Source organism: Streptomyces sp. NPDC029169 (assembly GCF_055563935.1).
In genome coordinates this window covers 125,774-150,122 of record NZ_JBVHXA010000002.1, presented here as the reverse complement: position 1 = coordinate 150,122, position 24,349 = coordinate 125,774, and the positions used below count along the sequence as shown (strand labels likewise).

The following is a 24,349-nucleotide window of genomic DNA, read 5'->3' as shown; positions in this document are numbered from 1 at the left end:
AGCGAATCCGTGATGCAGTTCCTTCTTGCGTTGATCGTCGCCGGCCCGCTCATCGGCGCCGCCGCCGCTCTCCTCCCGGCCCCTCCGGGGCTGAAGGGGAAGTCCCCCGACCAGGCCGTGCTCCGCCACGGCGTCGTCGTCACCGGCGTGATCCTCGCCGCCGCGATCGTCCTCACCCTCGGCTTCGACCACGACCAGCCGTCGAAGATCCAGGCCAGCACGGACATCAAGTGGATCCCCGCACTCGACGTGCGCCTCCACCTCGGTGTCGACGGCATTTCCCTCCCCCTCCTGGTCATGACCGCGCTCCTGACCTTCCTCTGCGCGCTCTACAGCTACTTCAAGATGCCTGCGGGCCCTTCCCCCAAGGGCTTCGTCGCTCTCCTCCTCGTCCTCGAGTCCGGCACCCTCGCGACCTTCGCCGTCCTCGACCTCGTCCTGTTCTTCCTGGCCTTCGAGATGGTCCTCATCCCGATGTACTTCCTCATCGCCCGCTGGGGCGGCGAGGGCCGGGGGCCCGCCGCCTGGAAGTTCATCCTCTTCACGCTGCTCGGCTCGGTCGTCATGCTGCTCGGCCTGCTCCTCATCGGCGTGAAGGCGGGCACGTTCGACATGGTGGCACTCGCCACTGACAACGGCCGTGGACTGACCACATCCGTGCAGGTCATCGCCGTTCTCGCGATCGGGATCGGGCTCGCCGTGAAGACCCCGATGTGGCCGCTGCACAGCTGGCTCCCGGACGCCCACACCGCCGCCCCCACGGTCGGCTCGGTCCTCCTCGCCGGCGTCCTGCTGAAGATGGGTACGTACGGGTTCGTCCGGATCCTCCTGCCGATCACCCCCGACGGCATGCGGATCTTCGCGCCCTACCTCGCCGCCTTCGCCGCCGTCGGCATCGTCTACGGATCCCTCGCCTGCCTCGCCCTCACACGCCCCGGCATCAACGGCGACCTCAAGCGGCTGATCGCGTACTCCTCCGTCGGCCACATGGGCTTCGTCCTCCTCGGCATCGCCACCATGACCCCGACCGGCGTCAACGGCGCGCTCTTCGCCAACATCGCCCACGGCCTCATCACCGGCCTGCTGTTCTTCCTCGTCGGGGCGCTGAAGGACCGGTACGGCACCGCCGACCTCGACACCCTCGCCGGCGCCACCGGCGCCGCGCTCTACGGTCGCGCCCCGCGCCTGGGCGGACTGCTCGCCTTCGCCGCCGTCGCCTCCCTCGGCCTGCCAGGACTGGCCGGCTTCTGGGGCGAGATGCTCGCCCTGTTCGGTGCCTTCGAACCGGCCGCGGGCCTCAGCCGCCCCGCCTTCCTCACCTTCATGGTCATCGGCGGCCTCGGCACCCTCCTCACCGCCGCGTACCTCCTCGTCGTCGTCCGCCGGGTCTGCATGGGCGGCCCCCGCCCGAGCGGGGAGAGCGCGATCGCCGACGTCCAGGGGTACGAGTTCGCCGCCTGGACCCCGCTCGTCGCCCTCACCGTCCTCGCCGGACTCTGGCCCGCGGTTCTCCTCGGCCTCACCGACCCGGCCGTGCAGCAGCTCCTCGCGGGAGGAAACTCGTGACCCTCACGACCCTCGTCCAGTCCGTCGACTGGCTCGCGATCGCGCCGCCCACCCTCGCCGCCGTGGTCGCCCTGGCCGTGCTCATCGCCGACCTCTTCGTCCCCGAGCGGCACAAGCAGCTCCTCGGCTGGACCGCGATCGGCGGCCTCGTCGCCTCGATCGCCCTGCTCGTCCCGCTGCGCGCCGGCGACCGCTCGACCTTCTGCCTCACCACCGAACCGGCCGCGACCGCCGCGTGCAGCTACACCGTCGACCGCTTCACCCTCGTCATCCAGTTCCTGGTGTTCGGCGGCGCGCTGCTCGCCGCCCTGCTCTCCCTCGCCGACACACGCGACAAGCTCCCCGCCGGAGAGTTCTGGTTCCTGCTGCTCTCCTCGGCCGCCGGCGCCGCCCTGCTGCCCGCCTCCCGCGACCTCGCGACCCTCGTCGTCGCCCTCGAAGTGGCCTCGCTGCCCGCCTTCGCGCTCGTCGGCATGCGCCGCGGCGACCGCCAGTCCAGCGAGGCGGCACTGAAGTTCTTCCTCTCCTCGGTCACCGCGACCGCCGTGACCCTGCTCGGCGTCAGCTTCGTGTACGGCGCGACCGGCACCCTCCACCTCACCGAGGTCGCCCAGCGCCTCGAGGACGTCCCGGGCCAGCTGGAGACCCTCGCCCAGGCGGGCGTGGCCCTCACCCTCGTCGGCTTCGCCTTCAAGACGGCCGCCGTCCCCTTCCACTTCTGGGTCCCCGACACCTACATCGGCGCCCCGCTGCCCGTCGCCGGCTACCTCTCGGTGGTCGGCAAGGCCGTCGGCTTCACCGGCCTCATCCTGGTCACGGTCGTCGCCTTCCCCTCGTACGCCGACGTCTGGGGCCCGGCCCTCGCCGTCCTCGCCGCGCTCACCATGACCGTCGGCAACGTGGCCGCCCTGCGCCAGGTCTCCACGCGCGCGTGGAGCGCCGTCCGGCTGCTCGCCTGGTCCTCCGTCGCCCAGGCCGGCTACCTCCTCGTCCCGATCGCCGCCGCCGCGTACTCCAGCGACGACCAGATCGGCGCCACCGTCGCGTACGCCCTGATGTACGCCGTCGTGAACCTCGGCGCCTTCGCGGTCGCCGCCCTGGTCGCCCGTACGCACCCCGAGAACCGGATCGCCGACTACCGCGGCCTCTACGCCGCCAGTCCGCTCCTCGCGCTCACCATGGGCTTCTTCCTGCTCAATCTGGCCGGGCTGCCCCCCGGTATCATCGGCCTCTTCGCCAAGGTGACCGTCTTCTCGGCCGCGGTCGACGCCGGTCTCGGCTGGCTGGCCGTGATCATGGGCATCAACGTCGTGATCGGCCTCTACTACTACCTGCGCTGGACGGGGCTGCTCTTCCGCGCGCCGGTGGGGGAGCGGGCCCACGCGCGCGTGCCCGCCCCGATCAGCCTGGCGATCGCGCTGGCGGCCGTCGTCGGCGTCGTGCTGTCGGGCTACCCGCAGTTCGCGCTGAGCTTCGCGGCGCGCAGCCTGTTCTGACCCCAGGACCCCCCACACAGAAGAGCATCAAGGAGCGTCACCCGTGCTGAACGGTTTCAAGGACTTCATCCTCCGCGGCAACATCATCTCGATGGCCATCGGTCTGGCCGTCGGATCGGCGTTCACCGCGGTCGTGACCGGCTTCAGCAAGGCGTTCATCACCCCGCTCATCGGTCTGGCCACCGGCTCGGTCGGCGACTTCAGCGAGGCCAGCTTCAAGATCCGCGGTACGGAGTTCCCGTACGGCCTGGCCATCGCCGCCGCCATCGCCTTCGTGATCACGGCCGCCGTTCTCTACTTCTTCATCGTCGTCCCCATGACGAAGATCCAGGAGAAGTTCGCCAAGGAGGAGGCCGACGCGAAGTCCGAGAAGCGCGACTGCCCCCGCTGCTTCACCGAGATCCCCGCCATCGCCTCCCGCTGCGCCCACTGCACCAGCGAGGTCGAGCCCGTCGCCGCCGCGCTGGAGAAGCTGGGGAAGGCCGCCCTGCCCACGCCCCGCTGATCACCCGTACGGCCCACACCGCCCCCTGCGGGGGCCGGGGAACCCGTACCTCCCGCCTGGCGTTGACCAGTACGGGAGGGTCCACTGGACGAGTGGACCACCACTGAGCAAAGGGTTCCCCTGCCGCACCACTTGGAGGGCGTACCGTGCACCGCCGGCACAACGGGCTGAGGACCGCCGTACTCCTCGGAGGGCTCTCGGCCCTCATCATCGTCATCGGCAGCTTCTTCGGCCGGACAGGGCTGATCGTCGCGGTCTTCGTGGCGCTCGGCACGAACGCGTACGCCTACTGGAACAGCGACAAGCTGGCCCTGCGGGCCATGCGCGCCCGCCCGGTGAGCGAGTTCGAGGCCCCCGGGCTCTACAAGATGGTGCGGGACCTCTCCACCCAGGCCCGCCAGCCGATGCCCCGGCTCTACATCTCCCCCACCCAGGCGCCCAACGCCTTCGCCACCGGCCGGAACCCGCGGAACGCCGCCGTCTGCTGCACCGAGGGCATCCTCGCGATCCTCGACGAGCGCGAGCTGCGCGGCGTCATCGGCCACGAGCTGAGCCATGTCTACAACCGGGACATCCTGATCTCCTCGGTCGCCGGAGCGCTCGCCTCCGTGATCCTCTTCCTGGTCAACTTCGCCTGGCTGATCCCGATCGGACGCTCGGACGACGACGAGGGCCCGGGTCTGCTCGGCATGCTGCTGATCATGATCCTCGGCCCGATCGCCGCGTCCGTCATCCAGCTCGCCATCAGCCGCTCCCGCGAGTACGAGGCGGACGCCTCCGGCGCCTCGCTCACCGGCGACCCGCTGGCCCTGGCCAGCGCGCTGCGCAAGCTCGACGCCGGCACGAAGCAGCTGCCCCTCCCGCCCGAGCCGAAGATCGAGACAGCGAGCCACATGATGATTGCGAACCCCTTCGGAGCGGGCAGAGGGTTTTCGAAGATGTTCTCGACGCACCCGCCGATGGCGGAGCGCATCGCCAGACTCGAACAGATGGCAGGTCGCCGCTCGTGAAGACAATCCTCAACGTCATCTGGCTGATCCTGTGCGGCTTCTGGATGTTCCTCGGCTACGTACTGGCCGGCATCCTGCTGTGCATCACGATCATCGGCATCCCCTTCGGGCTCGCCGCGTTCCGGATCGGGCTCTACGCCCTCTGGCCGTTCGGCTACACCGTCGTGGACCGCCGCGACGCGGGCGCGCCCTCCTGCGTGGGCAACGTGCTGTGGCTGATCCTCGCGGGCTGGTGGCTCGCGCTGGGCCACATCGCCACCGGCATCGTCCTCTGCGTCACGATCATCGGCATCCCGCTGGGCATCGCGAACTTCAAGCTGATCCCGGTCTCGCTGCTGCCCCTGGGCAAGGAGATCGTCCGCACGGACCAGGCGTACGGATACGGGGTCCACTAGCCCCTCACGTACCCGTGTGCCGCCCCTGGCTCACCGCGTACGCGACCGTGCCCGCCGCGAGGACCCCGACCCCGGCCAGTACCGAGCCGAGAGGCAGCGCGAACGCCAGCGCCCCGCAGCCGGCCAGACCGATCGCCGCCAGGACCCGCTGCGCAAGGCCCGAGCGGCGCGAGTGGCCCGACCCGCCCGACTCGTCCGAGCGGCCCGACCCGCCCAGCGTCCACGCGGAGGCGTTGGCGATGCCGTAGTAGACGAGCACGCCGAACGACGAGAACCCGATCGCGCCCCGCACGTCTGCCGTGCCCGCCACCACGGCCACCACCGCGCCCACCGCTAGCTCCGCCCGGTGCGGCACCTGGAAGCGGGGATGCACGGCGGCGAGCGCCGACGGCAGATGCCGGTCCCGGGCCATCGCCAGCGTCGTACGGGACACCCCGAGGATCAGCGAGAGCAGCGAGCCCAGCGCCGCGACCGCCGCGCCGACCGTGACGACCGGGACCAGCCACCCGGCGTCGGCCGCCCGCGCCGCGTCGACCAGCGGGGCGGCGGAGGCCGCCAGGGCCTGCGGCCCCAGGACGGCCAGGACGCACACCGCCACCGCCGCGTAGACGGCCAGCGTGATCCCGAGGGCGAGCGGCACGGCCCGCGGGATGGTCCGGGCCGGATCGCGCACCTCCTCGCCGAGCGTCGCGATCCGCGCGTACCCCGCGAACGCGAAGAACAGCAGCCCCGCCGCCTGGAGCACCCCGCCCGCCGTCACCTCCGCGTCGAGCGCGAGCCGCCCGAAGTCCGCCTCGCCGGTGCTCAGCGAGGTGACGATCACGGCGGCCAGGACGGCCAGGACCAGCGCCACGATCACCCGCGTCAGCAGGGCGGACTTCTGCACACCGCCGTAGTTCACGGCTGTCAGCGCCACCACGGCCGCGACCGCCACCGCATGCGCCTGCCCCGGCCACAGATACGCCCCGACCGTCAGCGCCATCGCCGCGCACGAGGCCGTCTTGCCGACGACGAACGCCCAGCCGGCCAAGTACCCCCAGAACGGCCCGAGACGTTCGCGACCGTACACATAGGTACCGCCCGAGGCCGGGTACAGCGCGGCCAGCCGGGCCGAGGCCATGGCATTGCAGTACGCGACGACCGCGGCGACCCCGAGCGCCGGCAGCAGCCCCGCGCCCGCCGCCCCCGCCGCCGGGCCGAGCGCGACGAAGATCCCGGCACCCAGCATCGAGCCGAGCCCGATGACGACGGCGTCGAAGACCCCGAGGGAGCGTCGCAGTTCCTGTGTCATGCCCCGCACATTACGGTGCTCCGCAACCGCACCCGACACCCCCGCGTCTTCCCCTGCATGAACATCCTCAGCTGGATCGTCCTGGGCCTCCTCGCGGGCGTCATAGCCAAGATCCTGCTCCCCGGCCGAGACCCGGGCGGGCTCATCGGCACGACCGTCATCGGCATCGCCGGCGCCTTCGTCGGCGGCTGGCTCTCGTCCACGCTCCTGGACCGCCCGATCACCACCGGCTTCTACGACACCGCCACCTGGCTCTCGGCCATCGGCGGCGCGCTGGTGCTGCTCATCGCATACCGGATCCTGTTCGGCCACTCACGCTCGCGCTAAAGCTGGAGCCCCGTCTCGCGCAGGGTGATGTTCAGCCGCCCCGTCAGCCCAAGGGCCGGATCACCCGTCCCCGCGTACACCTTCGGCACACCGTGGTACGCGAAGCGCGAAGGCCCGCCGAACACGAAGAGATCCCCGGACGCCAACTCCACATCCGTGTACGGCTTCCCCCGGGTCTCGGTGTTCCCGAACCGGAACACGCAACGGTCACCGAGGCTCAGCGACACCACCGGCGCGCCGGACCGCTCCTCCTTGTCCTGGTGCAGCCCCATCCGGGCGCCGGCGTCGTAAAAGTTGACGAGAGCGGTGTCGGGGCTGAAGTTGACGTCCTCCCCATAAACCTCACGAACGGCCGCCCGCCCCAAGTCACCCAGCCACCCGGGCAGTTCGAGACCCACCGCGTCGAGATACCGGTACGGAACCCAGCGCCGCCCCAGGCAGAGCGACCGCACGGACATCACCCCACCGCCCGGCAGCACGGTGTGCCGGTACGGAACGGGCCCGCGCCCCCACTCCCGGCAGGCGGCCACCAACTCCCGCTGCCGGTCGAGGGAGAGCCACCCCGGCACGTGCACGGCGCCGGGGGCGACGACGGCCCGCTCGCGCGGAAAGAGCGCGTCCATCACACCGCCAGGGCGCCTTCAAGTCCGAGCAGCCGCTCCTTGCGCTCCAGGCCGGCCGCGTAGCCGCGCAGCGCGCCGTCGGCGCCCACGACCCGATGGCAGGGCCGCACCACGAGCAGCGGATTACGCCCGATGGCGGTGCCGATGGCCCGCACCCCGGCCCCGGAGGACCCCACCGTCCGGGCGATGTCCCCGTACGAGACGGTGGCGCCGTACGGGATCTCCTCCAGGGCCTGCCAGACGCGCCGCTGGAAGTCCGTACCGCGGTCCGCGAACGGGATGTCGAACCGCTCCCGGCGCCCCGCGAAGTACTCGTCGAGCTGCCCGGCGATCCCCTCGAAGGCCTCGGGCGCGTGCCGCCAGCCGTCCTCGACGGCGGCACCGCCCTTCTGCCCGGGCAGCGACAGCGAGACGAGCGCGGTCGGCCCGCCCTCGCCTGCGCACCGCCCGACGAGCAGCATCCGGCCCAGGGGCCCGTCGACGTACGCGTACACCGTCATGGCGGTTCCTCTCCTCGCACTCACTTCAAGCCCAGTGTGCGAGGCCTGCCGAGGCGGGAGCTGGCGGTTTTCGGACACGCAGTTCGTGGCTAGCGGTAGTTCACGAACTGGATCGCGAAGTCGAAGTCCTTGCCCTTGAGCAGCGCCTGCACGGCCTGCAGGTCGTCCCGGCTCTTCGAGCTGACCCGCAGCTCGTCACCCTGGACCTGCGCCTTGACGCCCTTGGGGCCCTCGTCGCGGATGACCTTGGAGACCTTCTTGGCGTTCTCCTGGGAGATGCCCTCCTCGATCGTGGCGAAGATCTTGTACTCCTTGCCGGACAGCTGCGGCTCGCCCGCGTCCAGCGACTTCAGCGAGATCCCGCGCTTGATCAGCTTGGTCTCGAAGATGTCGAGGATCGCCTTCACGCGCTCCTCGCCGTTCGCCTGCATCAGGATCTTCTCGCCCGACCAGGAGATCGAGGCGTCGGTGCCCTTGAAGTCGTAGCGCTGCGAGATCTCCTTCGCGGCCTGGTTGAGGGCGTTGTCGACCTCCTGCCGCTCGACCTTGGAGACGATGTCGAAACTGGAGTCGGCCATGACGTGTGGCTCCTTGCTCGAATGCGATGCGGTTGCGTTGGCGTACGCCGCCAAGCCTAGTCATCCGATCACGCCCGAACCGCTGATCAATCCGGTGGCGAAGCACCCCTGAGGATCAGGTATCGTTTACGTCGTTGCCACGGAGCACCGCCGAAAGCGGCTCCGAGCAGCGACATCCCATGGCGGTGTGCCCGAGTGGCCAATGGGAGCGGACTGTAAATCCGTCGGCTTAGCCTACCCAGGTTCGAATCCTGGCGCCGCCACGCGATAGAGAAGGTCCCCGGTGCTCGCGCCGGGGACCTTCTTCGTTGTCGGGCCTCGGTCGGGGGCCTGATGGTCTATTCGCCCGCCACGGCCTTCACCGCCACGTCCACCGGGATCGAGCCGCTGATCACTTCCAGGGTCAGGCCGGCCGTCGCCGGGGTTTCCAGGAGTTCGGCCAGGACCGCCGCCACGTCGTCGCGCGGGATCGGGCCCTGGCCCGTCGAGGCCTCCAGGCGGATCAGGCCCGTGCCCGCGTCGTTCGTCAGCGTGCCGGGGCGCAGGATCGTCCAGTCCAGGCCCTTGCGGGCGCGGATGTCGTCGTCCGCCGCGCCCTTGGCGCGCAGGTAGGCGTCGAAGACCGCGTCGCCCTCCTGGCCCGACTGGGCGCCCATCGACGAGACGACGAGGAAGCGGCGTACGCCCGCCCGTTCCGCCGCGTCGGCGAAGAGGACCGCGGCGCCGCGGTCCACGGTCTCCTTGCGGGCCGCGCCGCTGCCCGGGCCCGCGCCCGCCGCGAAGACCGCCGCGTCGGCGCCCGTCAGGACCGCCGCGACCATCTCCACCGTGGCCGACTCCAGGTCCAGGACGACCGGCTCCGCGCCCACCGCGCGCAGGTCGTTGGCCTGGTCCGGGTCGCGGATGATCCCCGCGGGCTCGTGCCCCGCCGCCGAGAGCAGCCGCTCCAGACGCAGGGCGATCTGACCATGTCCTCCAGCGATGACAATGCGCATACTCACGACCGTACGACGGGACCGGCCGGAGGGCTTCCCGGATCCGGACGTTCCGGGCGTGCCTGACGTGGGAGGTCGAGCGCCGCCGCCGAGTCGCAGTACTCGCGGACCGCGCTCGTCCGGGCCACCACCCGCCCCCGGTGCACGACGATCCGGCTGTACGCGAGGGACAGCACGCCCGAGAGGCGTTCGCCGCGCACCGCGAGCAGCTCGGCGGGGAACCCGGCCTCGACCCGTACCTCGGCGAGCCCCATCGCCGTACGCGCCGCCCCGCTCACCGCCCCGTACGCGTCCTCGGCCGGCAGCCCGCCGAGCGAGGCCAGCAGATACGCGGCCTCCAGCGGGTCCCCGCGCCCCACCGGGTTGGCGACGTCCCGCAGTGCCCCGCTGCCGGCCGCCAGCCGCACGCCGGCGGCCCGCAGCAGGCGGACCGGCGCGGTGCCGCGCGTCTCCGTCGCCTCACAGCCGCCCTGCGGCAGGCAGACCACCGTCACGCCGGCCGCGGCCAGCTGGTCCGCCGCGCGCCGTGCCGCGTCCGAGGGGAGCCGGGAGAGCCCCGCGCAGGGCCCGATCGTCACGCCGGGCCGCAGCCCGCCGGCCATGGCCGCGAACCGGGCGAGCCGCGCCGGGTCGTCCGCGTCGGTGTGCAGGTCGACCGGGCAGCCCTGCTCGGCCGCCACGTCCAGGACCGCCTCCACGTACCCGGCCGGGTCGGGGTCCAGGTCTGGGCAGCCGCCCACCACGCCGGCGCCCATCTTCACCGCGTCCCGCAGCATCGCGAGCCCGTCCGCGCCCGCCGCGCCGGTGAGCAGCCGGGGCACCGCGACCGTGGTCAGGTCCACGAGCCCGCGCAGCGAGCGCCGGGCCTGGAGGACGGCTTCGAGCGGGCCGAGCCCGTGGACGTCGCCGATCCGGACGTGCGCGCGCTGCGCGGTGGCGCCGTGGCCGAGCTGGAGCAGCGCGGCCTCGGTGGCCCGCCGCTGAACCTCCTCGGGGGCGTACGAGACGGGGCCAGGGGTGTCCGCGCTGAGCGCGGTGTCGGCGTGGGCGTGCGGTTCGGCGGGGGCGGGGAGCAGCAGATAGCCGGCGAGGTCGACGCGGGCGCCGACGGCGGTGAGGCTGCCCGCGGTGCCGACGGCCTCGATGCGGCCGCCGACCAGCCGGACGTCGACCGTCCGCCCGTCGGTGAGGCGGGCGTTGGAGAGCAGGAGCGAGGTGGAGTCGGCGGTGGCGGCGGACCGGTCGTCGGGCGGCTGGGGCTGCTTGCTGTCGGCTGACATCGGCCTCCTCAAGGCTCCTCGAGCTCACGGTCACGTTCAAGCTCACGTTCAAGCTCAAGATCAAGATCACGCAGCGTGGGGCCGAGCCTAGGGGCGCTCCGGCCGCCCTTCGAGGAGGTGGGCAATAGTCGTACTGGCGAGGCCACGTGTGGCGTACGGGACGGGCGTGGCGGGGGCGTAGCGCGGGTGCGGCGCGGGCGTGAGGGGCACGCGCGCGTGCCCGTCCGCGGGGGCCGGGAAACGGATTTGGGCGATCGGCGGAGGACCGTGTAATGTCTTCATCGCTCGCCCCAATAGCTCAGTCGGTAGAGCGTCTCCATGGTAAGGAGAAGGTCTACGGTTCGATTCCGTATTGGGGCTCTGGTGAGAAGGAACCCGCCTTCGGGCGGGAACCAGATCATCAAAGCGGTGTAGCTCAGTCGGTAGAGCAAGCGGCTCATAATCGCTGTGTCACCGGTTCAAGTCCGGTCACCGCTACACACAGTAGCCGATTGTGGGGTCGGTCCTTCGATCGGCTACTCTTCTATGCGTTCATCCGTCCATCCGTCCGTCCAAGGAGCACTCACGTGGCTGCCACCGACGTCCGCCCGAAGATCACGCTGGCCTGCGTGGAGTGCAAGGAGCGGAACTACATCACCAAGAAGAACCGGCGTAACAACCCGGATCGCATGGAGATGAAGAAGCACTGCCCTCGCTGCAACTCGCACACGGCGCACCGCGAGACGCGCTAATCAGGCTCGTACACGAGGCCGTCCCCACCAGGGGGCGGCCTCGTGTCGTTTGTCGGCATCAAATCCAGGAGGTATCGAGTCCATGGCGCTCGACCAGTCCTTCGTGGGCCGGACCTATCCGCCCACTCCGCCGTACGAGGTCGGTCGCGAGAAGATCCGCGAGTTCGCCGAGGCGATCGGCGACGCGAATCCCGCCTACACCGACCAGGAAGCGGCGAAGGCCCTCGGCCACCCCGATGTGATCGCTCCGCCGACTTTCGTGTTCGCGATCACGTTCAAGGCCGCCGGGCAGGTCATCGAGGACCCGCAGCTGGGTCTGGACTACAGCCGCGTCGTGCACGGCGACCAGAAGTTCGCGTACACCCGCCCGGTGCGGGCGGGGGACCGGCTGTCGGTCACCTCGACCATCGAGGCGATCAAGTCGATGGCGGGCAACGACATCCTGGACATCCGCGGCGAGGTCCACGACGAGACCGGCGAGCACGTCGTGACCGCCTGGACCAAGCTCGTCTCGCGCGCGCCCGAGGAGGCCTGAGCATGGCTGCGAAGATCGCTTACGACGAGGTCGAGGTCGGCACGGAGCTGCCGGCGCAGTCCTTCCCGGTGACACGCGCCACACTCGTGCGGTACGCGGGCGCCTCCGGGGACTTCAACCCGATCCACTGGAACGAGAAGTTCGCCCGCGAGGTCGGTCTGCCGGACGTCATCGCGCACGGCATGTTCACCATGGCCGAGGCGATCCGGGTCGTGACGGACTGGGCCGGTGACCCGGCGGCCGTCGTCGAGTACGGCGTGCGCTTCACCAAGCCGGTGGTCGTGCCCAACGACGACGAGGGCGCGCTGATCGAGGTCGGCGCCAAGGTCGCGGCGAAGCTGGACGACGGGCTGGTCCGGGTGGACCTGACCGCGGTCTCGGCGGGCCAGAAGGTCCTGGGCATGTCCCGGGCCGTGGTCAGGCTGGCGTAGCGGGTGGAGGGGCGGGCCTTCCCGTGACGGGCCGCCTCTGAGGAGGCCCGCCTCTGGGGGCCCGCCCCTGGGAGGCCCGCCCCTGGGAGGCCCGCCCCTCTGGGGAGGCCCGCCCACAGCCTGGCTCGCCCGCCGTGCCGGGGCGGTCGGGGCGGGCCCGTAGTCTTGTGCGGGTGCAGGAACTTCACGACGCCCCCCTCGCCCCCCTGACCACCTTCCGGCTCGGCGGACCCGCCGTCCGGCTCGTCACGGCCACCACCGACGACGAGGTGGTCGCCGCCGTCCGTGAGGCGGACGCGGCGGGCACCCCGCTGCTCGTCATCGGTGGCGGATCCAACCTGGTCATCGGCGACAAGGGCTTCGACGGGACGGCCCTGCGCATCGCCACCACCGGGTTCGTGCTGGACGGCACGCGGCTGGAGCTGGCCGCCGGCGAGGTCTGGACGGACGCCGTCGCGCGCACGGTCGAGGCCGGGCTCGCCGGGATCGAGTGCCTGGCCGGGATCCCTGGATCCGCGGGCGCGACGCCGATCCAGAACGTCGGCGCGTACGGCCAGGAGGTCTCCGCCACCATCACGGAGGTCGTCGCCTACGACCGCCGGGCCGACGAGACGGTCACCCTCACCAACGCCGAGTGCGTCTTCTCGTACCGCCACAGCCGCTTCAAGGCCGACCCGGACCGCTACGTCGTGCTCCGCGTCCGCTTCGAGCTGGAGGACGCGGCGGGGCTCTCCGCGCCGATCAAGTACGCCGAGACCGCCCGCGCCGTCGGCGTCGAGGCCGGTGACCGCGTCCCGCTCGCGCAGGCCCGCGAGACCGTCCTGAAGCTGCGCGCCGGGAAGGGCATGGTCCTGGACCCCGCCGACCACGACACCTGGTCCGCCGGCTCCTTCTTCACCAACCCGATCCTGACGGCGGGGGAGTACAAGACCTTCCTCACGCGCGTCGCCGCGCGCCTCGGCGACGACGTGACCCCGCCGGCCTTCCCCACCGGGGACGACGGCGCCGTCAAGACCTCCGCGGCCTGGCTGATCGACAAGGCCGGCTTCACCAAGGGGTACGGCTCCGGCCCCGCCCGTATCTCCACCAAGCACACCCTCGCGCTTACCAATCGCGGCGAGGCCACCACCGAGGACCTCCTCGCGCTCGCCCGCGAGGTCGTCGCCGGTGTGCGCGACGCCTTCGGGATCACGCTCGTCAACGAGCCGGTGACCGTCGGCGTCAGTATCTGAGTGGAACCCTCCCGGTCCCCCAGGTTGTCGAGTGGGTGACAGGCTCCCCAGAAGCGGGGCCGCACACTCGTCGAGGGGGGAGCCGTGGAGGGGACGGGCCCACCGGAGTTCGCCGCGTTCGCGGAGTCGGCGTACGCCTCATTGCTGCGCACCGCCCGGCTCCTGACCGGCGACCCGCACGCCGCCGAGGACCTCGTCCAGACCGCGCTGGTCAAGGTCTACCTGCGCTGGGGCGGCTCGGCCGGCTGGGACTCGCCCCAGGCGTACGCCCGCAAGGTCGTCGTCAATCTCTACGCGACCTGGCGCCGGCGCCGCTGGCACACCGAGGTCGTGCGCCCCGAGCACGACAGCGCGCCCGACGCCCACGACATGGCCGGTGGCGCCGACGCGCGCCTCGAACTGGCCCGCGCGCTCGCCGCCCTGCCCCGCGCGCAGCGCGCGGTGGTGGTGCTCCGCTTCTACGAGGACCTCTCCGTGGAACAGACGGCCGAGCTGCTCGGCTGCTCGCCCGGGACGGTCAAGAGCCGGACCAACAGGGCCTTGGAACGGCTGCGCGCCGGGGGCGCGCTCGCCGGATACGCGGGTACGGCGGGTACGCCGGGTACGGGAAGGGGCGCGTGATGGACGACTCCCAGGACTCCCTGCGGCGGGGGCTGCGCGATCTGGCTGACGGGGACGCGGGACCGGCGCCTGTCGGCGCGGTCGTGGCGCGTGGGCGGCGGATCCGGCACGTACGGCGTTCGCTCGCGGCGGGGGCGGCGACGCTGGTGGTCGCGGGGGGCTCGGTCCTCGGCGTGCGCTGGACGGACCAGCCGCCCCCGCCCGCCGGGCCGGCCACTGCCACGCCCTCGTACCTGTACGAGGGGAAGTACCCGCCCCAGCAGCCCTCCCGGCCCGGAGACCCGCTGGACACCGGGCCGAGGACGCCCGTGGAGAACGTGCGCTACCGCTACGACCTCTCCGCCGTCTGCGATCTGCGGTACGCCGTCTTCGGGGGGCGGGTCTGGGAGCGGGCCGACGGCGGTGAGTCGGCCACGGTGCGGTGGGCGGCGGACCGTATGAGGGGCTACATGAGCTGGACGGACGGGCTGCGCTCCCGTACCGAACCGGACACGGCCGTCTTCGAGACGGATACGCCCGCCGCCCTGCCCGCGCTCCGCTTCCGCCTGCTGGCCGGGCCCGCGCCGGAGTGCCTCGGCCGGGAGCCCGAGCGGCGCTACCGGGACGCGCCGGCCGCCACGCTCGGCCCGCAGCGCCCGGAACGGGGGGTCCGGTACCCGTACGACATGACCAAGGAGTGCGACATGCGCTACGCGGTCTTCGCAGGCCGCCTCTGGCGCGCCGACGGCGACGGGCGGACGCAGACGGCCATCGACTGGGTGAACGACCTTCCGCTGGCCGGCTTCATGACCCTGACCTCGGAGGGGACCGCCGTCCTGGAGTGGCCGGGCGCGTCCGGGGAGACCCCGCGGACGACGACGTACCGTCCGGTGTGGGTGCGGGACGCCGACTGCGCACAGCCCTAGTACGCCACGCCCACGCCCTGCCTGACCGTCGCCTGGTCGTCGATCATCGCCAGCATGGCGTGGGCGACGTCGGCGCGGGCGAGGGTGCGGCCACGGGGCGGGTTGCCGCCGACGACCGAGCGGTAGCGGCCGGTGACGGGCTTGTTCGTCAGCTTGGGCGGGCGTACGGACGTCCAGTCCGTGGCGCTGGCCGCCAGGTCGCCCTCCATCACACGCAGGTCGTCGTAGATGTCCTTCAGGACGGAGTTGATGACCGCGAGCACGGCCTTGTCGAGGACGGTCTGGCCGTCCGGGACGGGGCCGAGCGGGGCGGCGCTGACCACGAGGAGGCGCCGGACGCCCTCCGCGTCCATCGCGGCGAGGACCGAGCGGGTCAGTTGGGCGGCGATCCCGGCGTCCGCGCGGCTGCGCGCGCCGAGGCCCGAGAGCACCGCGTCCTTGCCGGCGACCGCGCCGCGCAGCGTGTCGGGGTCCGTGAGGTCGGCGCGGTGGACCTCCAGGCGCTCGCCGGTGAGGGCGAACCGCGCCGGGTCCCGTACGACGGCCGTGACGTCGTGGCCGCCGGCCAGTGCCTGCCGGACGATCTCCTGGCCGATGCCGCCGGTCGCTCCGAAGACGGTGAGCTTCATGTCGCACCCTCCTGGGGTGGGATTGGGTGGGTGAGTGTTCACTCACCCTTAGGGTGAGTGCGTACTCACCCCTTCGTCAAGCGTGGTTGGAGCATGCATGGACCAGAAGCCGACCCGCGTCCGGATCATCGACGCCGCCCACGGCCTCATGCGCACGGCAGGACTGGCCCGCACGACGACGAAGGAGATCGCCAAGGAGGCGGGCTGCTCCGAGGCGGCGCTCTACAAGTACTTCCCGAGCAAGGAAGACCTGTTCGTCACCGTCCTCAACGAGCGACTGCCCCAGCTGGGCGGGCTGCTCGGCACCCTCGTCACCGACCCCGGCGGGCGCGGCGTCGAGGAGAACCTCACCGAGATCGCCCGCCAGGCCGCGCTCTTCTACGAGCAGACCTTTCCGATCGCCGCCTCGCTCTACGCCGAACCCCGGCTCAAGCGCCGCCACGACGACGTCATGCGCGAACTCGGCGTCGGCCCCCACCGCCCCATCGAGGGCCTGGGCGCCTACCTCCGCGCCGAACAGCAGCACGGCCGCATCAGCCCCACCGCCGACCCCCTGGCCGCCGCCTCCCTGCTCCTGGGCGCCTGCGTCCAGCGCGCCTTCGCCTGGGAGATGACCGCGAGCGGGAAGCCCCCGCAGGACCTCGACACCTTCGCGGCGAGCCTCGCCCGCACCCTGATGGCCGGTCTCGCGGCCTAAAGCGCCGGCGCGGCCAGCCAGTCGTCGACGCCGTCCAGCAGCTTCCGGCGGATGTCCTCCGGGGCCGCCGAGGCGTGGATCGACTGGCGGGCCAGGGCGGCCAGCTCCGGGTCCGTGAAGGTGTGGTGGCGGCGGGCGATCTCGTACTGGGCCGCCAGGCGGGAGCCGAAGAGGAGCGGGTCGTCCGCGCCCAGGGCCATCGGCACGCCGGCCTCGAAGAGCGTGCGCAGCGGGACGTCCTCGTGCTTCTCGTAGACCCCGAGCGCCACGTTGGAGGCCGGGCAGACCTCGCACGTCACGCCCTTGTCGGCGAGCTTGCGCAGCACCCGGGGGTCCTCCGCCGCCCGCACCCCGTGCCCGATCCGCGCCGCCCGGAGGTCGTCCAGGCAGTCCCGTACGGACGAGGGGCCCGTCAGCTCGCCGCCGTGCGGGGCCGCCAGCAGGCCGCCCTCGCGGGCGATGGCGAACGCGCGGTCGAAGTCACGGGCCATGCCCCGGCGCTCGTCGTTGGAGAGCCCGAAGCCGACCACGCCCCGGTCCGCGTACCGCACCGCGAGCCGGGCGAGCGTACGGGCCTCCAGCGGGTGCTTCATCCGGTTCGCGGCCACCAGGACCCGCATCCCGAGACCGGTCTCCCGCGCGGCCGAGTCGACCGCGTCCAGGATGATCTCCATGGCCGGGATCAGACCGCCGAGCAGCGGGGCGTACGAGGTCGGGTCGACCTGGATCTCCAGCCACCCCGAACCGTCCCTCACGTCCTCCTGGGCCGCCTCGCGGACCAGGCGCTGGATGTCCGCGGGCTCCCGCAGGCAGGACCGGGCGATGTCGTACAGGCGCTGGAAGCGGAACCAGCCACGCTCGTCGGTGGCACGCAGCTTCGGCGGTGTGCCGCTGCTCAACGCCTCCGGGAGATGGACGCCGTACTTGTCCGCCAGCTCGATGAGCGTCGTGGGCCGCATCGAACCGGTGAAGTGCAGATGCAGATGCGCCTTGGGCAGCAGGGTGATGTCGCGTGCGACGTACGGGGGGTTCGGGGGGTGTCCCCCTGAAAAGGCCAGCATTGGGGGATCTTGCCGCACCCGAATGGACGAGGACAGTCCCTTTCCCCGATCGGGACCTTGCTAGAACGCAAAAGCGGGCCCCCGGTCCCGGAGAGGTTCCGGAGAGCCAGGGGCCCGCCTACGACAAGCAGGAGGTGATCAGTCGCGCGCTTCCGCCAGCAGCTTCTGCATCCGGGACACGCCCTCCACCAGGTCCTCGTCACCGAGCGCGTACGAAAGACGCAGGTAGCCGGGGGTGCCGAAGGCCTCGCCCGGGACGACCGCGACCTCGGCCTCGTCCAGGATCAGCGCGGCCAGCTCGACCGAGGTCTGCGGGCGCCTGCCGCGGATCTCCTTGCCGAGCAGCGCCTTCACCGACGGGTACACGTAGAACGCGCCCTCGGGGGTCGGGCACAGGACGCCCTCGATCTCGTTGAGCATCCGCACGATCGTCTGGCGGCGCCGGTCGAAGGCGCGCCCCATCTCCGCGACCGCGTCCAGGTTGCCCGAGACGGCGGCGAGCGCGGCGACCTGCGCCACGTTGCTCACGTTCGACGTGGCGTGCGACTGCAGGTTCGTCGCGGCCTTCACGACGTCCTTCGGGCCGATGATCCACCCGACGCGCCAGCCGGTCATCGCGTACGTCTTGGCGACACCGTTGACCACGATGCACTTGTCGCGCAGCTCCGGCAGTACCGCAGGCAGGGAGGCCGCGGACGCGCCGCCGTAGACCAGGTGCTCGTAGATCTCGTCCGTCAGCACCCACAGGCCGTGCTCGATGGCCCACCGGCCGATCGCCTCGGTCTCGGACTCGCTGTAAACGGCGCCGGTCGGGTTCGACGGGGAGACGAAGAGGACGACCTTGGTGTTCTCCGTGCGCGCCGCCTCCAGCTGCTCCACGCTCACGCGGTAGCCGGTGGTCTCGTCGGCGACGACCTCGACCGGGACACCGCCCGCGAGCCGGATCGACTCGGGGTACGTCGTCCAGTACGGGGCCGGAACGATGACCTCGTCGCCCGGGTCGAGGATCGCGGCGAAGGCCTCGTAGATCGCCTGCTTGCCGCCGTTGGTCACCAGGACCTGGGAGGCGTCGATCTCGTAGCCGGAGTCGCGGAGCGTCTTGGCGGCGATCGCGGCCTTCAGCTCGGGCAGACCGCCGGCCGGCGTGTAGCGGTGGTACTTCGGGTTCTTGCACGCCTCGATGGCGGCGTCGACGATGTAGTCCGGGGTCGGAAAGTCGGGCTCACCCGCGCCGAACCCGATCACCGGGCGCCCGGCGGCCTTGAGAGCCTTGGCCTTGGCGTCGACGGCGAGGGTCGCGGACTCGGAGATCGCACCGACGCGGGCGGAGACCCGGCGCTCGGTCGGAGGGGTAGCAGCGCTCATGCGGCCCATGCTCCCAGACCCGCTTCCCGCCCGGCACACAGGTTTCAGGGAGCGGACAGGAACGGTCATTCCTGGTCGTACGAGGGTCGGCGGGGGCTGCCATGTGCTTTCTGTTCGACGTCGGGCTCATGAACACGTACACTCACTGCTCGTTGGCCCTCACCGACCACATCTCACGATGCGGTACGTTGGGGGAGCCATATAGGGTCGTAGCTCAATTGGTAGAGCACCGGTCTCCAAAACCGGCGGTTGGGGGTTCAAGTCCCTCCGGCCCTGCTACACACACCGCCAGGATGTGTGCGCATGTACGTACTTCAATGCACCGCCGTGCGGATTCACCCGGCACGGCACTGCCATGACCCGGGACCAGGTGAGTAGCGTGACGGACGCCGTGGGCTCCATCGACATGCCTGATGCCGAGGACGAGGCTCCGGACTCGAAGAAGAAGGCCCGCAAGGGCGGCAAGCGCGGCAAGAAGGGCCCGCTGGGCCGTCTCGCGCTCTTCTACCGCCAGATCGTCGCGGAGCTTCGCAAGGTCGTCTGGCCCACTCGTAGCCAGCTGACGACGTACACCACGGTAGTGATTGTCTTCGTTGTCATCATGATCGGCCTTGTGACCGTGATTGACTATGGCTTCCAGGAAGCAGTCAAGTACGTCTTCGGCTGACTTCTTGTTCCACCCCATCTGTATCCAGGAAGAAGCAGCCACCGTGTCTGACCCGAACCTGAACGAGTCTGTTTCCGAGGACGAGCTCGACATCCTCGAGGCGGCCGACGAGGACCAGGCTGAGGCTGCTGACGCCGCTGCGGGCGAGGCCGCCGAAGAGGCCGCCATGTCCATCAAGGACGAGTCCGACGAGGACACCGACGCCGAGCTGTCCGACGAGGACGCCGAGTCCGTCGAGGACGAGGGCGAGCTCGAAGAGGCCGAGGAGGCCGCAGAGGCCGAGGCTGAGGAAGCCGAGGAGGCCGAGGAGGAGCCCGCTGCTCCCGTCGACCCTGTCCAGGCCCTGCGTGACGAGCTCCGCGGCCTGCCCGGCGAGTGGTACGTGATCCACACCTACGCGGGCTACGAGAAGCGCGTGAAGGCCAACCTCGAGCAGCGTGCCGTCTCGCTGAACGTCGAGGAGTTCATCTACCAGGCCGAGGTGCCCGAGGAAGAGATCGTCCAGATCAAGAACGGCGAGCGCAAGAACGTCCGGCAGAACAAGCTGCCCGGCTACGTGCTCGTCCGCATGGATCTGACGAACGAGTCCTGGGGCGTCGTCCGCAACACCCCCGGCGTCACCGGCTTCGTGGGCAACGCCTACGACCCGTACCCGCTGACCCTGGACGAGATCGTCAAGATGCTCGCCCCCGAGGCCGAGGAGAAGGCCGCCCGCGAGGCCGCCGAGGCCGAGGGCAAGCCGGCTCCGGCCCGCAAGGTCGAGGTCCAGGTGCTCGACTTCGAGGTCGGCGACTCGGTCACCGTCACCGACGGCCCCTTCGCGACCCTCCAGGCGACGATCAACGAGATCAACGCCGACTCGAAGAAGGTCAAGGGCCTCGTCGAGATCTTCGGTCGCGAGACCCCGGTCGAGCTCAGCTTCGACCAGATCCAGAAGAACTAGCCTCATAGGTTTCCGACCAGGTCAGAGTGGCTCTCACAGCCGCTCTGACCTGCTCGGTTTTTAGCCGCGCGTGTATACCCGTTATCGTTGTGCGGTATGCCTCCATCCGGATGACCGGATGGCGGGCTGAACACTCTCACTAGGACCCGGAGAGAGCAATGCCTCCCAAGAAGAAGAAGGTCACGGGGCTTATCAAGCTCCAGATCAACGCCGGTGCGGCCAACCCGGCCCCGCCGGTCGGCCCCGCGCTCGGTCAGCACGGCGTCAACATCATGGAGTTCTGCAAGGCCTACAACGCCGCGACCGAGTCGCAGCGTGGCATGGTCGTGCCGGTGGAGATCACGGTCTACGAGGACCGCTCCTTCACCTTCATCACCAAGACTCCGCCGGCCGCCAAGCTGATCCTCAAGGCCGCGGGTGTGGAGAAGGGCTCCGGCGAGCCTCACAAGACCAAGGTCGCCAAGCTGACGGCCGCCCAGGTCCGCGAGATCGCCACGGTCAAGCTCCCCGACCTGAACGCCAACGACCTGGACGCCGCGTCCAAGATCATCGCTGGCACCGCCCGTTCCATGGGCATCACGGTCGAGGGCTGATCACCCCCCCGTTCGACCTCTCAGTGGTAGGGCCAGCGCTGGCCCGGACCACGACTCCATACCTGAACCAACAGGAGAAGAAGTGAAGCGCAGCAAGGCTCTCCGCAGCGCGGACGCCAAGATCGACCGGGAGCGGAACTACGCCCCCCTCGAGGCCGTCCGTCTCGCCAAGGACACCGCCGCCACCAAGTTCGACGGCACCGTCGAGGTCGCCTTCCGCCTGGGCGTTGACCCGCGCAAGGCCGACCAGATGGTCCGTGGCACCGTGAACCTCCCGCACGGCACCGGTAAGACCGCCCGGGTCCTGGTCTTCGCGACCGGTGACCGTGCCGAGGCCGCGATCGCCGCGGGCGCCGACATCGTCGGCTCCGACGAGCTCATCGACGAGATCTCCAAGGGCAACCGCCTGAACGAGTTCGACGCCGTTGTGGCCACCCCGGACCTCATGGGCAAGGTCGGCCGCCTGGGCCGTGTCCTCGGCCCGCGTGGTCTCATGCCGAACCCGAAGACCGGCACCGTCACCCCCGATGTCGCGAAGGCTGTCAACGACATCAAGGGCGGCAAGATCGAGTTCCGCGTCGACAAGCACTCGAACCTCCACTTCATCATCGGCAAGGTCTCCTTCGACGAGACGAAGCTGGTCGAGAACTACGCCGCGGCTCTGGAGGAGATCCTCCGTCTGAAGCCGTCCGCCGCCAAGGGCCGCTACATCAAGAAGGCGACCCTGACGACGACGATGGGCCCCGGCATCCCGCTGGACTCCAACCGCACCCGCAACCTCCTCGTCGAGGAGGACCCGGCAGCTGTCTGACCGGGCCGAGCCCCACAGGCTCACTGAGTGGTCAAGCCGGCCCCCAGCCCCTCTCCGGAGGGGCCGGGGGCCGGTTTTTTTCGTACGACGCTGTCGGCGCGGTGGGTTACCGTGCAGTCGAACGAGCAACTGAAGAACAAGGGTGGGGACTCATGAGCAGGACCGCGTGGAAGCGCGCAGGCGTCTCGCTGGTCGCCGCGGCCGTCGTGGCCGGTGTGGCGGGTTGTCAGGACGGCGACGGGGGGAAGAAGGCCGCGGACGCGCCCGCGAAGCCGCAGCTCCAGACGCAGGGGGCCGTCACCAAGGTCATCCAGGCCGCGTACGAGAAGACCTCGGCTGCCAAGTCCGCGAAGATCCGGATGACCATGACGATGCCGGCCGGCCTGGAGGGCGGCGGCACCATGGAGATGACCGGCGTCCAGGGGTGGGACCCCGCGGTGATGGACATCACCATGAAGGGCTCCATGTTCGCGGCGGGGAACCCCGAGAACCCCGATGGCCCCGAGCAGATGCGCGTGATCATGCTCGACGGCGCGATGTACATGGACCTCGGCACGAAGACGGCCGCCGCCGAGATGGGCGGCAAGCGCTGGATGAAGCTCGACCTCAAGGCCGCCGCGGAGATGTCCGGGGACAAGAACCTCGAGAAGTCGATGACCGGTGGCCTGGAGAACATGAACCAGGACCCGGCCAAGCAGATCGCGCTGATGCTCGACTCGCCGGACCTCAAGCACGTGGGCCCGGAGAACGTCGACGGCGTGGAGACGCAGCACTACAAGGGTTCGCTGACCCTGGAGCAGATGGTCGCCACGAACAAGTCCCTCGACGTGCTCTCCGAGCAGGAGCGCAAGGACCTGATCGCCAACGTCAAGAAGTCCGGCATCACGGGGTACGACACCGAGGTGTGGGTGAACGGTGACGGCTACCCGGTGAAGATGGACGTCGGCATGAAGACGCCCCAGGGCACGGTCAAGCTGGCCGCCCACTACTCCGAGTACGGCGCGAAGGCGACCGTCCAGGCCCCGCCGGCCAAGGACACCGTCGACCTCTTCGAGATGCTGAAGGGGCTCGGCGCGGACGCCGGCGCGACCGGCGGCCAGGCCTGAGCCGACTGAGCCGTACGGGCGGATTTGCTCCCCGCCGGGACCGTCGCGTACTCTTCCACAGAAGCCAAAGACCGCTGGTCGTTGCCGTGCCCTCGTAAGAGGTCCGGTGGCCGAAGGTTCGCTGAGTTGCGAACGGCCCGCGCAGGTGATCGTGGAAGAGTTCCCGGTTCGTTCCGAGCCGGTCGAGCTGAGCCCCGTGCGCCTGCGCCGGGGCGTTTCTCTTTGTTCAGCCCCTTCTGAGCGGTCCTCATCACCCGGAAGGAGGCCGACGCTCTATGGCAAGGCCCGACAAGGCTGCCGCGGTAGCCGAGCTGGAGGACAAGTTCCGCAGCTCGAACGCCGTCGTGCTGACCTCGTACACGGGGCTCACCGTGGCGCAGCTCAAGACGCTGCGTCGTTCGCTCGGTGAGAACGCCCAGTACGCCGTGGTGAAGAACACGCTGACCAAGATTGCGGCCAACCAGGCCGGGATCGCCGCGCTGGACGACCAGCTTGCTGGTTCGACCGCGGCCGCCTTCGTCACCGGTGACCCGGTGGAGTCGGCGAAGGCTCTGCGTGACTTCGCCAAGGACAACCCGAACCTCGTCATCAAGGGCGGTGTCCTTGATGGCAAGGCGCTGTCCGCCGACGAGTTCAAGAAGCTTGCGGACCTCGAGTCCCGCGAGGTTCTGCTCAGCAAGCTGGCCGGCGCGTTCAAGGGCAAGCAGTCCCAGACTGCCTCGCTCCTCCAGGCGCTGCCGTCGAAGTTCGTCCGCACCGCGGAGGCGCTTCGCGTCAAGCTCGCCGAGCAGGGCGGTGCCGAGTAACTCGGCTCGCGCAATGATCGCCGCCCACTAGGGCGACGGTCGCAGCGGGCCGAACGTACGCCCGCCTACATGTACATCCGGCACCTGCCGAATTAGTGGAAGGACGCCATCATGGCGAAGCTGTCCCAGGACGACCTGCTCGCGCAGTTCGAGGAGATGACCCTCATCGAGCTCTCCGAGTTCGTGAAGGCCTTCGAGGAGAAGTTCGACGTCACCGCCGCCGCGGCCGTCGCCGTCGCCGGCCCCGCCGCTGCGGGCGCCCCGGCCGAGGCCGAGGCCGAGCAGGACGAGTTCGACGTCATCCTCGAGGGTGCGGGCGAGAAGAAGATCCAGGTCATCAAGGTCGTGCGTGAGCTCACCTCCCTGGGCCTGAAGGAGGCCAAGGACCTCGTCGACGGCACCCCGAAGCCGGTCCTCGAGAAGGTCGCCAAGGAGGCCGCGGAGAAGGCTGCCGAGTCCCTCAAGGCTGCCGGCGCCTCCGTCACGGTCAAGTAAGACCTCGCGAGTCTCACGACTCGCTCAGGCGCCGCTCAGGCGCCTCCCAAGGGCGATCACCCATCCGGGTGGTCGCCCTTCGGCGTACCCCGGACGGGCGTGGCGAGGGTCGTGCGAGCCGTGGAGGGCGGAGTATGGTGATCTTCGCCGTGCGC

29 protein-coding genes and 4 tRNA genes are annotated in these 24,349 nt (G+C 70.6%); 24 read left to right on the top strand and 9 right to left on the bottom strand.

The genetic code is table 11. From position 1 onward, the window contains the following. The first annotated feature begins 12 nt into the window (after positions 1 to 12). The 5 genes from ACZ4VI_RS04440 to ACZ4VI_RS04420 all read left to right on the top strand — a co-directional run bounded on the left by ACZ4VI_RS04440 (position 13) and on the right by ACZ4VI_RS04420 (position 4,972). Entirely contained in the window at positions 13 to 1,566 is a 1,554-nt protein-coding gene (locus ACZ4VI_RS04440) for a complex I subunit 4 family protein (protein WP_467997252.1), read from the top strand. Continuing rightward, the gene (locus tag ACZ4VI_RS04435; RefSeq protein ID WP_467996505.1) at positions 1,563 to 3,062 is read left to right on the top strand and encodes an NADH-quinone oxidoreductase subunit N; all 1,500 of its coding nucleotides are present in this window, start codon (positions 1,563 to 1,565) and stop codon (positions 3,060 to 3,062) included. The genes ACZ4VI_RS04440 and ACZ4VI_RS04435 overlap by 4 nt, the downstream gene beginning before the upstream one ends. A gap of 43 nt (positions 3,063 to 3,105) precedes the next feature. Further along, positions 3,106 to 3,567, top strand: a complete 462-nt coding sequence (mscL, locus tag ACZ4VI_RS04430) for a large conductance mechanosensitive channel protein MscL (protein WP_467996503.1) — start codon at positions 3,106 to 3,108, stop codon at positions 3,565 to 3,567. Positions 3,568 to 3,713: 146 nt separating this feature from the next. After that, on the top strand, positions 3,714 to 4,577 hold the full coding sequence (gene htpX, locus ACZ4VI_RS04425) for a zinc metalloprotease HtpX (RefSeq protein WP_467996502.1): 864 nt from the start codon (positions 3,714 to 3,716) through the stop codon (positions 4,575 to 4,577). Beyond that, entirely contained in the window at positions 4,574 to 4,972 is a 399-nt protein-coding gene (locus ACZ4VI_RS04420; RefSeq protein ID WP_467996500.1) for a YccF domain-containing protein, read from the top strand. The genes htpX and ACZ4VI_RS04420 overlap by 4 nt, the downstream gene beginning before the upstream one ends. A gap of 4 nt (positions 4,973 to 4,976) precedes the next feature. Here the strand turns inward: ACZ4VI_RS04420 and ACZ4VI_RS04415 are convergent, their stop codons facing one another. Further along, positions 4,977 to 6,263, bottom strand: a complete 1,287-nt coding sequence (locus ACZ4VI_RS04415) for an APC family permease (RefSeq protein ID WP_467996499.1) — start codon at positions 6,261 to 6,263, stop codon at positions 4,977 to 4,979. A gap of 57 nt (positions 6,264 to 6,320) precedes the next feature. On the opposite strand from ACZ4VI_RS04415, the gene ACZ4VI_RS04410 reads away from it, so the two are divergent. Further along, positions 6,321 to 6,590, top strand: a complete 270-nt coding sequence (locus ACZ4VI_RS04410; RefSeq protein ID WP_467996498.1) for a GlsB/YeaQ/YmgE family stress response membrane protein — start codon at positions 6,321 to 6,323, stop codon at positions 6,588 to 6,590. Here the strand turns inward: ACZ4VI_RS04410 and ACZ4VI_RS04405 are convergent. From ACZ4VI_RS04405 to ACZ4VI_RS04395, 3 genes are all read right to left on the bottom strand, one after another. Further along, entirely contained in the window at positions 6,587 to 7,213 is a 627-nt protein-coding gene (locus ACZ4VI_RS04405; protein ID WP_467997251.1) for an alpha-ketoglutarate-dependent dioxygenase AlkB family protein, read from the bottom strand. The two genes, ACZ4VI_RS04410 and ACZ4VI_RS04405, sit on opposite strands and share 4 nt — an antisense overlap. Beyond that, complete coding sequence (locus ACZ4VI_RS04400) at positions 7,213 to 7,713, bottom strand: methylated-DNA--[protein]-cysteine S-methyltransferase (protein WP_467996496.1); 501 nt, start codon at positions 7,711 to 7,713, stop codon at positions 7,213 to 7,215. Before ACZ4VI_RS04400 ends, ACZ4VI_RS04405 begins: the two co-directional genes overlap by 1 nt. A gap of 89 nt (positions 7,714 to 7,802) precedes the next feature. Then, a complete protein-coding gene (locus ACZ4VI_RS04395) occupies positions 7,803 to 8,291 on the bottom strand; it encodes a YajQ family cyclic di-GMP-binding protein (RefSeq protein ID WP_389169189.1) in 489 nt (162 codons plus the stop codon). Between the two features lie 181 nt (positions 8,292 to 8,472). Between ACZ4VI_RS04395 and ACZ4VI_RS04390 the strand changes: the two genes are divergently transcribed. Next, positions 8,473 to 8,554: transfer RNA gene (locus ACZ4VI_RS04390), tRNA-Tyr, on the top strand. 75 nt (positions 8,555 to 8,629) lie between these two features. Here the strand turns inward: ACZ4VI_RS04390 and ACZ4VI_RS04385 are convergent. Together ACZ4VI_RS04385 and ACZ4VI_RS04380 are read right to left on the bottom strand one after the other, a co-directional pair. Next, on the bottom strand, positions 8,630 to 9,286 hold the full coding sequence (locus tag ACZ4VI_RS04385; protein WP_467996494.1) for an SDR family oxidoreductase: 657 nt from the start codon (positions 9,284 to 9,286) through the stop codon (positions 8,630 to 8,632). Positions 9,287 to 9,288: 2 nt separating this feature from the next. Continuing rightward, positions 9,289 to 10,566, bottom strand: a complete 1,278-nt coding sequence (locus ACZ4VI_RS04380; protein ID WP_467996492.1) for an amidohydrolase family protein — start codon at positions 10,564 to 10,566, stop codon at positions 9,289 to 9,291. 287 nt (positions 10,567 to 10,853) lie between these two features. Between ACZ4VI_RS04380 and ACZ4VI_RS04375 the strand changes: the two genes are divergently transcribed. The 8 genes from ACZ4VI_RS04375 to ACZ4VI_RS04340 all read left to right on the top strand — a co-directional run bounded on the left by ACZ4VI_RS04375 (position 10,854) and on the right by ACZ4VI_RS04340 (position 15,021). After that, positions 10,854 to 10,926 (top strand) — tRNA-Thr (locus tag ACZ4VI_RS04375). A 44-nt stretch (positions 10,927 to 10,970) separates the two neighbouring features. Further along, positions 10,971 to 11,043 (top strand) — tRNA-Met (locus tag ACZ4VI_RS04370). A gap of 89 nt (positions 11,044 to 11,132) precedes the next feature. Then, entirely contained in the window at positions 11,133 to 11,297 is a 165-nt protein-coding gene (rpmG, locus tag ACZ4VI_RS04365) for a 50S ribosomal protein L33 (protein WP_007265873.1), read from the top strand. Between the two features lie 82 nt (positions 11,298 to 11,379). Then, positions 11,380 to 11,832, top strand: a complete 453-nt coding sequence (locus ACZ4VI_RS04360) for an FAS1-like dehydratase domain-containing protein (protein ID WP_467996490.1) — start codon at positions 11,380 to 11,382, stop codon at positions 11,830 to 11,832. Positions 11,833 to 11,834: 2 nt separating this feature from the next. Next, positions 11,835 to 12,263: a MaoC family dehydratase gene (locus tag ACZ4VI_RS04355; protein WP_467996488.1), complete on the top strand. Its 429-nt coding sequence runs from the start codon at positions 11,835 to 11,837 to the stop codon at positions 12,261 to 12,263. Between the two features lie 134 nt (positions 12,264 to 12,397). Further along, on the top strand, positions 12,398 to 13,495 hold the full coding sequence (locus ACZ4VI_RS04350; RefSeq protein ID WP_467996486.1) for a UDP-N-acetylmuramate dehydrogenase: 1,098 nt from the start codon (positions 12,398 to 12,400) through the stop codon (positions 13,493 to 13,495). 84 nt (positions 13,496 to 13,579) lie between these two features. Then, positions 13,580 to 14,116 carry a SigE family RNA polymerase sigma factor gene (locus ACZ4VI_RS04345; RefSeq protein ID WP_467996485.1) on the top strand — a complete coding sequence of 179 codons (537 nt, stop codon included), beginning with the start codon at positions 13,580 to 13,582 and terminating at the stop codon, positions 14,114 to 14,116. After that, positions 14,116 to 15,021 carry a hypothetical protein gene (locus ACZ4VI_RS04340; RefSeq protein WP_467996483.1) on the top strand — a complete coding sequence of 302 codons (906 nt, stop codon included), beginning with the start codon at positions 14,116 to 14,118 and terminating at the stop codon, positions 15,019 to 15,021. The genes ACZ4VI_RS04345 and ACZ4VI_RS04340 overlap by 1 nt, the downstream gene beginning before the upstream one ends. On the opposite strand, the gene ACZ4VI_RS04335 is transcribed toward ACZ4VI_RS04340, so the two are convergent. Beyond that, on the bottom strand, positions 15,018 to 15,650 hold the full coding sequence (locus ACZ4VI_RS04335; protein WP_467996482.1) for an NAD(P)-dependent oxidoreductase: 633 nt from the start codon (positions 15,648 to 15,650) through the stop codon (positions 15,018 to 15,020). The two genes, ACZ4VI_RS04340 and ACZ4VI_RS04335, sit on opposite strands and share 4 nt — an antisense overlap. Before the next feature lie 97 nt (positions 15,651 to 15,747). Between ACZ4VI_RS04335 and ACZ4VI_RS04330 the strand changes: the two genes are divergently transcribed. Continuing rightward, on the top strand, positions 15,748 to 16,347 hold the full coding sequence (locus ACZ4VI_RS04330) for a TetR/AcrR family transcriptional regulator (RefSeq protein WP_467996481.1): 600 nt from the start codon (positions 15,748 to 15,750) through the stop codon (positions 16,345 to 16,347). Here ACZ4VI_RS04330 and ACZ4VI_RS04325 read toward each other — a convergent pair. Together ACZ4VI_RS04325 and ACZ4VI_RS04320 are read right to left on the bottom strand one after the other, a co-directional pair. Next, entirely contained in the window at positions 16,344 to 17,408 is a 1,065-nt protein-coding gene (locus tag ACZ4VI_RS04325) for an adenosine deaminase (protein ID WP_467996479.1), read from the bottom strand. The two genes, ACZ4VI_RS04330 and ACZ4VI_RS04325, sit on opposite strands and share 4 nt — an antisense overlap. A 138-nt stretch (positions 17,409 to 17,546) precedes the next feature. After that, a complete protein-coding gene (locus ACZ4VI_RS04320) occupies positions 17,547 to 18,773 on the bottom strand; it encodes a pyridoxal phosphate-dependent aminotransferase (protein ID WP_467996478.1) in 1,227 nt (408 codons plus the stop codon). A 203-nt stretch (positions 18,774 to 18,976) separates the two neighbouring features. Between ACZ4VI_RS04320 and ACZ4VI_RS04315 the strand changes: the two genes are divergently transcribed. The 8 genes from ACZ4VI_RS04315 (at position 18,977) to rplL (ending at position 24,194) form a co-directional block, all read left to right on the top strand. After that, positions 18,977 to 19,049 (top strand) — tRNA-Trp (locus ACZ4VI_RS04315). A gap of 103 nt (positions 19,050 to 19,152) precedes the next feature. Next, positions 19,153 to 19,440 (top strand): preprotein translocase subunit SecE, encoded by a 288-nt coding sequence (gene secE / locus ACZ4VI_RS04310; protein ID WP_137993978.1) that lies wholly within the window; start codon positions 19,153 to 19,155, stop codon positions 19,438 to 19,440. A gap of 43 nt (positions 19,441 to 19,483) precedes the next feature. Next, entirely contained in the window at positions 19,484 to 20,383 is a 900-nt protein-coding gene (gene nusG / locus ACZ4VI_RS04305; RefSeq protein ID WP_467996476.1) for a transcription termination/antitermination protein NusG, read from the top strand. A gap of 158 nt (positions 20,384 to 20,541) precedes the next feature. After that, positions 20,542 to 20,976, top strand: a complete 435-nt coding sequence (gene rplK, locus ACZ4VI_RS04300; RefSeq protein ID WP_137993976.1) for a 50S ribosomal protein L11 — start codon at positions 20,542 to 20,544, stop codon at positions 20,974 to 20,976. An 82-nt stretch (positions 20,977 to 21,058) separates the two neighbouring features. Next, positions 21,059 to 21,787: a 50S ribosomal protein L1 gene (rplA, locus tag ACZ4VI_RS04295; protein ID WP_467996475.1), complete on the top strand. Its 729-nt coding sequence runs from the start codon at positions 21,059 to 21,061 to the stop codon at positions 21,785 to 21,787. Between the two features lie 152 nt (positions 21,788 to 21,939). Then, positions 21,940 to 22,893, top strand: a complete 954-nt coding sequence (locus tag ACZ4VI_RS04290) for an SCO4651 family lipoprotein (RefSeq protein ID WP_467996474.1) — start codon at positions 21,940 to 21,942, stop codon at positions 22,891 to 22,893. 275 nt (positions 22,894 to 23,168) lie between these two features. Then, the gene (gene rplJ, locus ACZ4VI_RS04285; protein WP_403287872.1) at positions 23,169 to 23,699 is read left to right on the top strand and encodes a 50S ribosomal protein L10; all 531 of its coding nucleotides are present in this window, start codon (positions 23,169 to 23,171) and stop codon (positions 23,697 to 23,699) included. A 111-nt stretch (positions 23,700 to 23,810) separates the two neighbouring features. Continuing rightward, positions 23,811 to 24,194 (top strand): 50S ribosomal protein L7/L12, encoded by a 384-nt coding sequence (rplL, locus tag ACZ4VI_RS04280; protein WP_329117219.1) that lies wholly within the window; start codon positions 23,811 to 23,813, stop codon positions 24,192 to 24,194. Positions 24,195 to 24,349: the final 155 nt, after the last annotated feature.

What these genes read in the sequence shown, in the direction of transcription:
- ACZ4VI_RS04340 (WP_467996483.1), top strand. Translation starts at nt 14,116, where the DNA reads ATGGACGACTCCCAGGACTCCCTGCGGCGGGGGCTGCGCGATCTGGCT.
- ACZ4VI_RS04395 (WP_389169189.1), bottom strand. Translation starts at nt 8,291, where the DNA reads ATGGCCGACTCCAGTTTCGACATCGTCTCCAAGGTCGAGCGGCAGGAG.
- ACZ4VI_RS04380 (WP_467996492.1), bottom strand. Translation starts at nt 10,566, where the DNA reads ATGTCAGCCGACAGCAAGCAGCCCCAGCCGCCCGACGACCGGTCCGCC.
- ACZ4VI_RS04290 (WP_467996474.1), top strand. Translation starts at nt 21,940, where the DNA reads ATGAGCAGGACCGCGTGGAAGCGCGCAGGCGTCTCGCTGGTCGCCGCG.
- ACZ4VI_RS04405 (WP_467997251.1), bottom strand. Translation starts at nt 7,213, where the DNA reads ATGGACGCGCTCTTTCCGCGCGAGCGGGCCGTCGTCGCCCCCGGCGCC.
- rplJ (WP_403287872.1), top strand. Translation starts at nt 23,169, where the DNA reads ATGGCAAGGCCCGACAAGGCTGCCGCGGTAGCCGAGCTGGAGGACAAG.
- ACZ4VI_RS04385 (WP_467996494.1), bottom strand. Translation starts at nt 9,286, where the DNA reads ATGCGCATTGTCATCGCTGGAGGACATGGTCAGATCGCCCTGCGTCTG.
- ACZ4VI_RS04355 (WP_467996488.1), top strand. Translation starts at nt 11,835, where the DNA reads ATGGCTGCGAAGATCGCTTACGACGAGGTCGAGGTCGGCACGGAGCTG.
- ACZ4VI_RS04410 (WP_467996498.1), top strand. Translation starts at nt 6,321, where the DNA reads ATGAACATCCTCAGCTGGATCGTCCTGGGCCTCCTCGCGGGCGTCATA.
- ACZ4VI_RS04400 (WP_467996496.1), bottom strand. Translation starts at nt 7,713, where the DNA reads ATGACGGTGTACGCGTACGTCGACGGGCCCCTGGGCCGGATGCTGCTC.
- ACZ4VI_RS04320 (WP_467996478.1), bottom strand. Translation starts at nt 18,773, where the DNA reads ATGAGCGCTGCTACCCCTCCGACCGAGCGCCGGGTCTCCGCCCGCGTC.
- ACZ4VI_RS04360 (WP_467996490.1), top strand. Translation starts at nt 11,380, where the DNA reads ATGGCGCTCGACCAGTCCTTCGTGGGCCGGACCTATCCGCCCACTCCG.
- ACZ4VI_RS04330 (WP_467996481.1), top strand. Translation starts at nt 15,748, where the DNA reads ATGGACCAGAAGCCGACCCGCGTCCGGATCATCGACGCCGCCCACGGC.
- ACZ4VI_RS04440 (WP_467997252.1), top strand. Translation starts at nt 13, where the DNA reads ATGCAGTTCCTTCTTGCGTTGATCGTCGCCGGCCCGCTCATCGGCGCC.
- ACZ4VI_RS04415 (WP_467996499.1), bottom strand. Translation starts at nt 6,263, where the DNA reads ATGACACAGGAACTGCGACGCTCCCTCGGGGTCTTCGACGCCGTCGTC.
- ACZ4VI_RS04335 (WP_467996482.1), bottom strand. Translation starts at nt 15,650, where the DNA reads ATGAAGCTCACCGTCTTCGGAGCGACCGGCGGCATCGGCCAGGAGATC.
- rplK (WP_137993976.1), top strand. Translation starts at nt 20,542, where the DNA reads ATGCCTCCCAAGAAGAAGAAGGTCACGGGGCTTATCAAGCTCCAGATC.
- ACZ4VI_RS04325 (WP_467996479.1), bottom strand. Translation starts at nt 17,408, where the DNA reads ATGCTGGCCTTTTCAGGGGGACACCCCCCGAACCCCCCGTACGTCGCA.
- rplL (WP_329117219.1), top strand. Translation starts at nt 23,811, where the DNA reads ATGGCGAAGCTGTCCCAGGACGACCTGCTCGCGCAGTTCGAGGAGATG.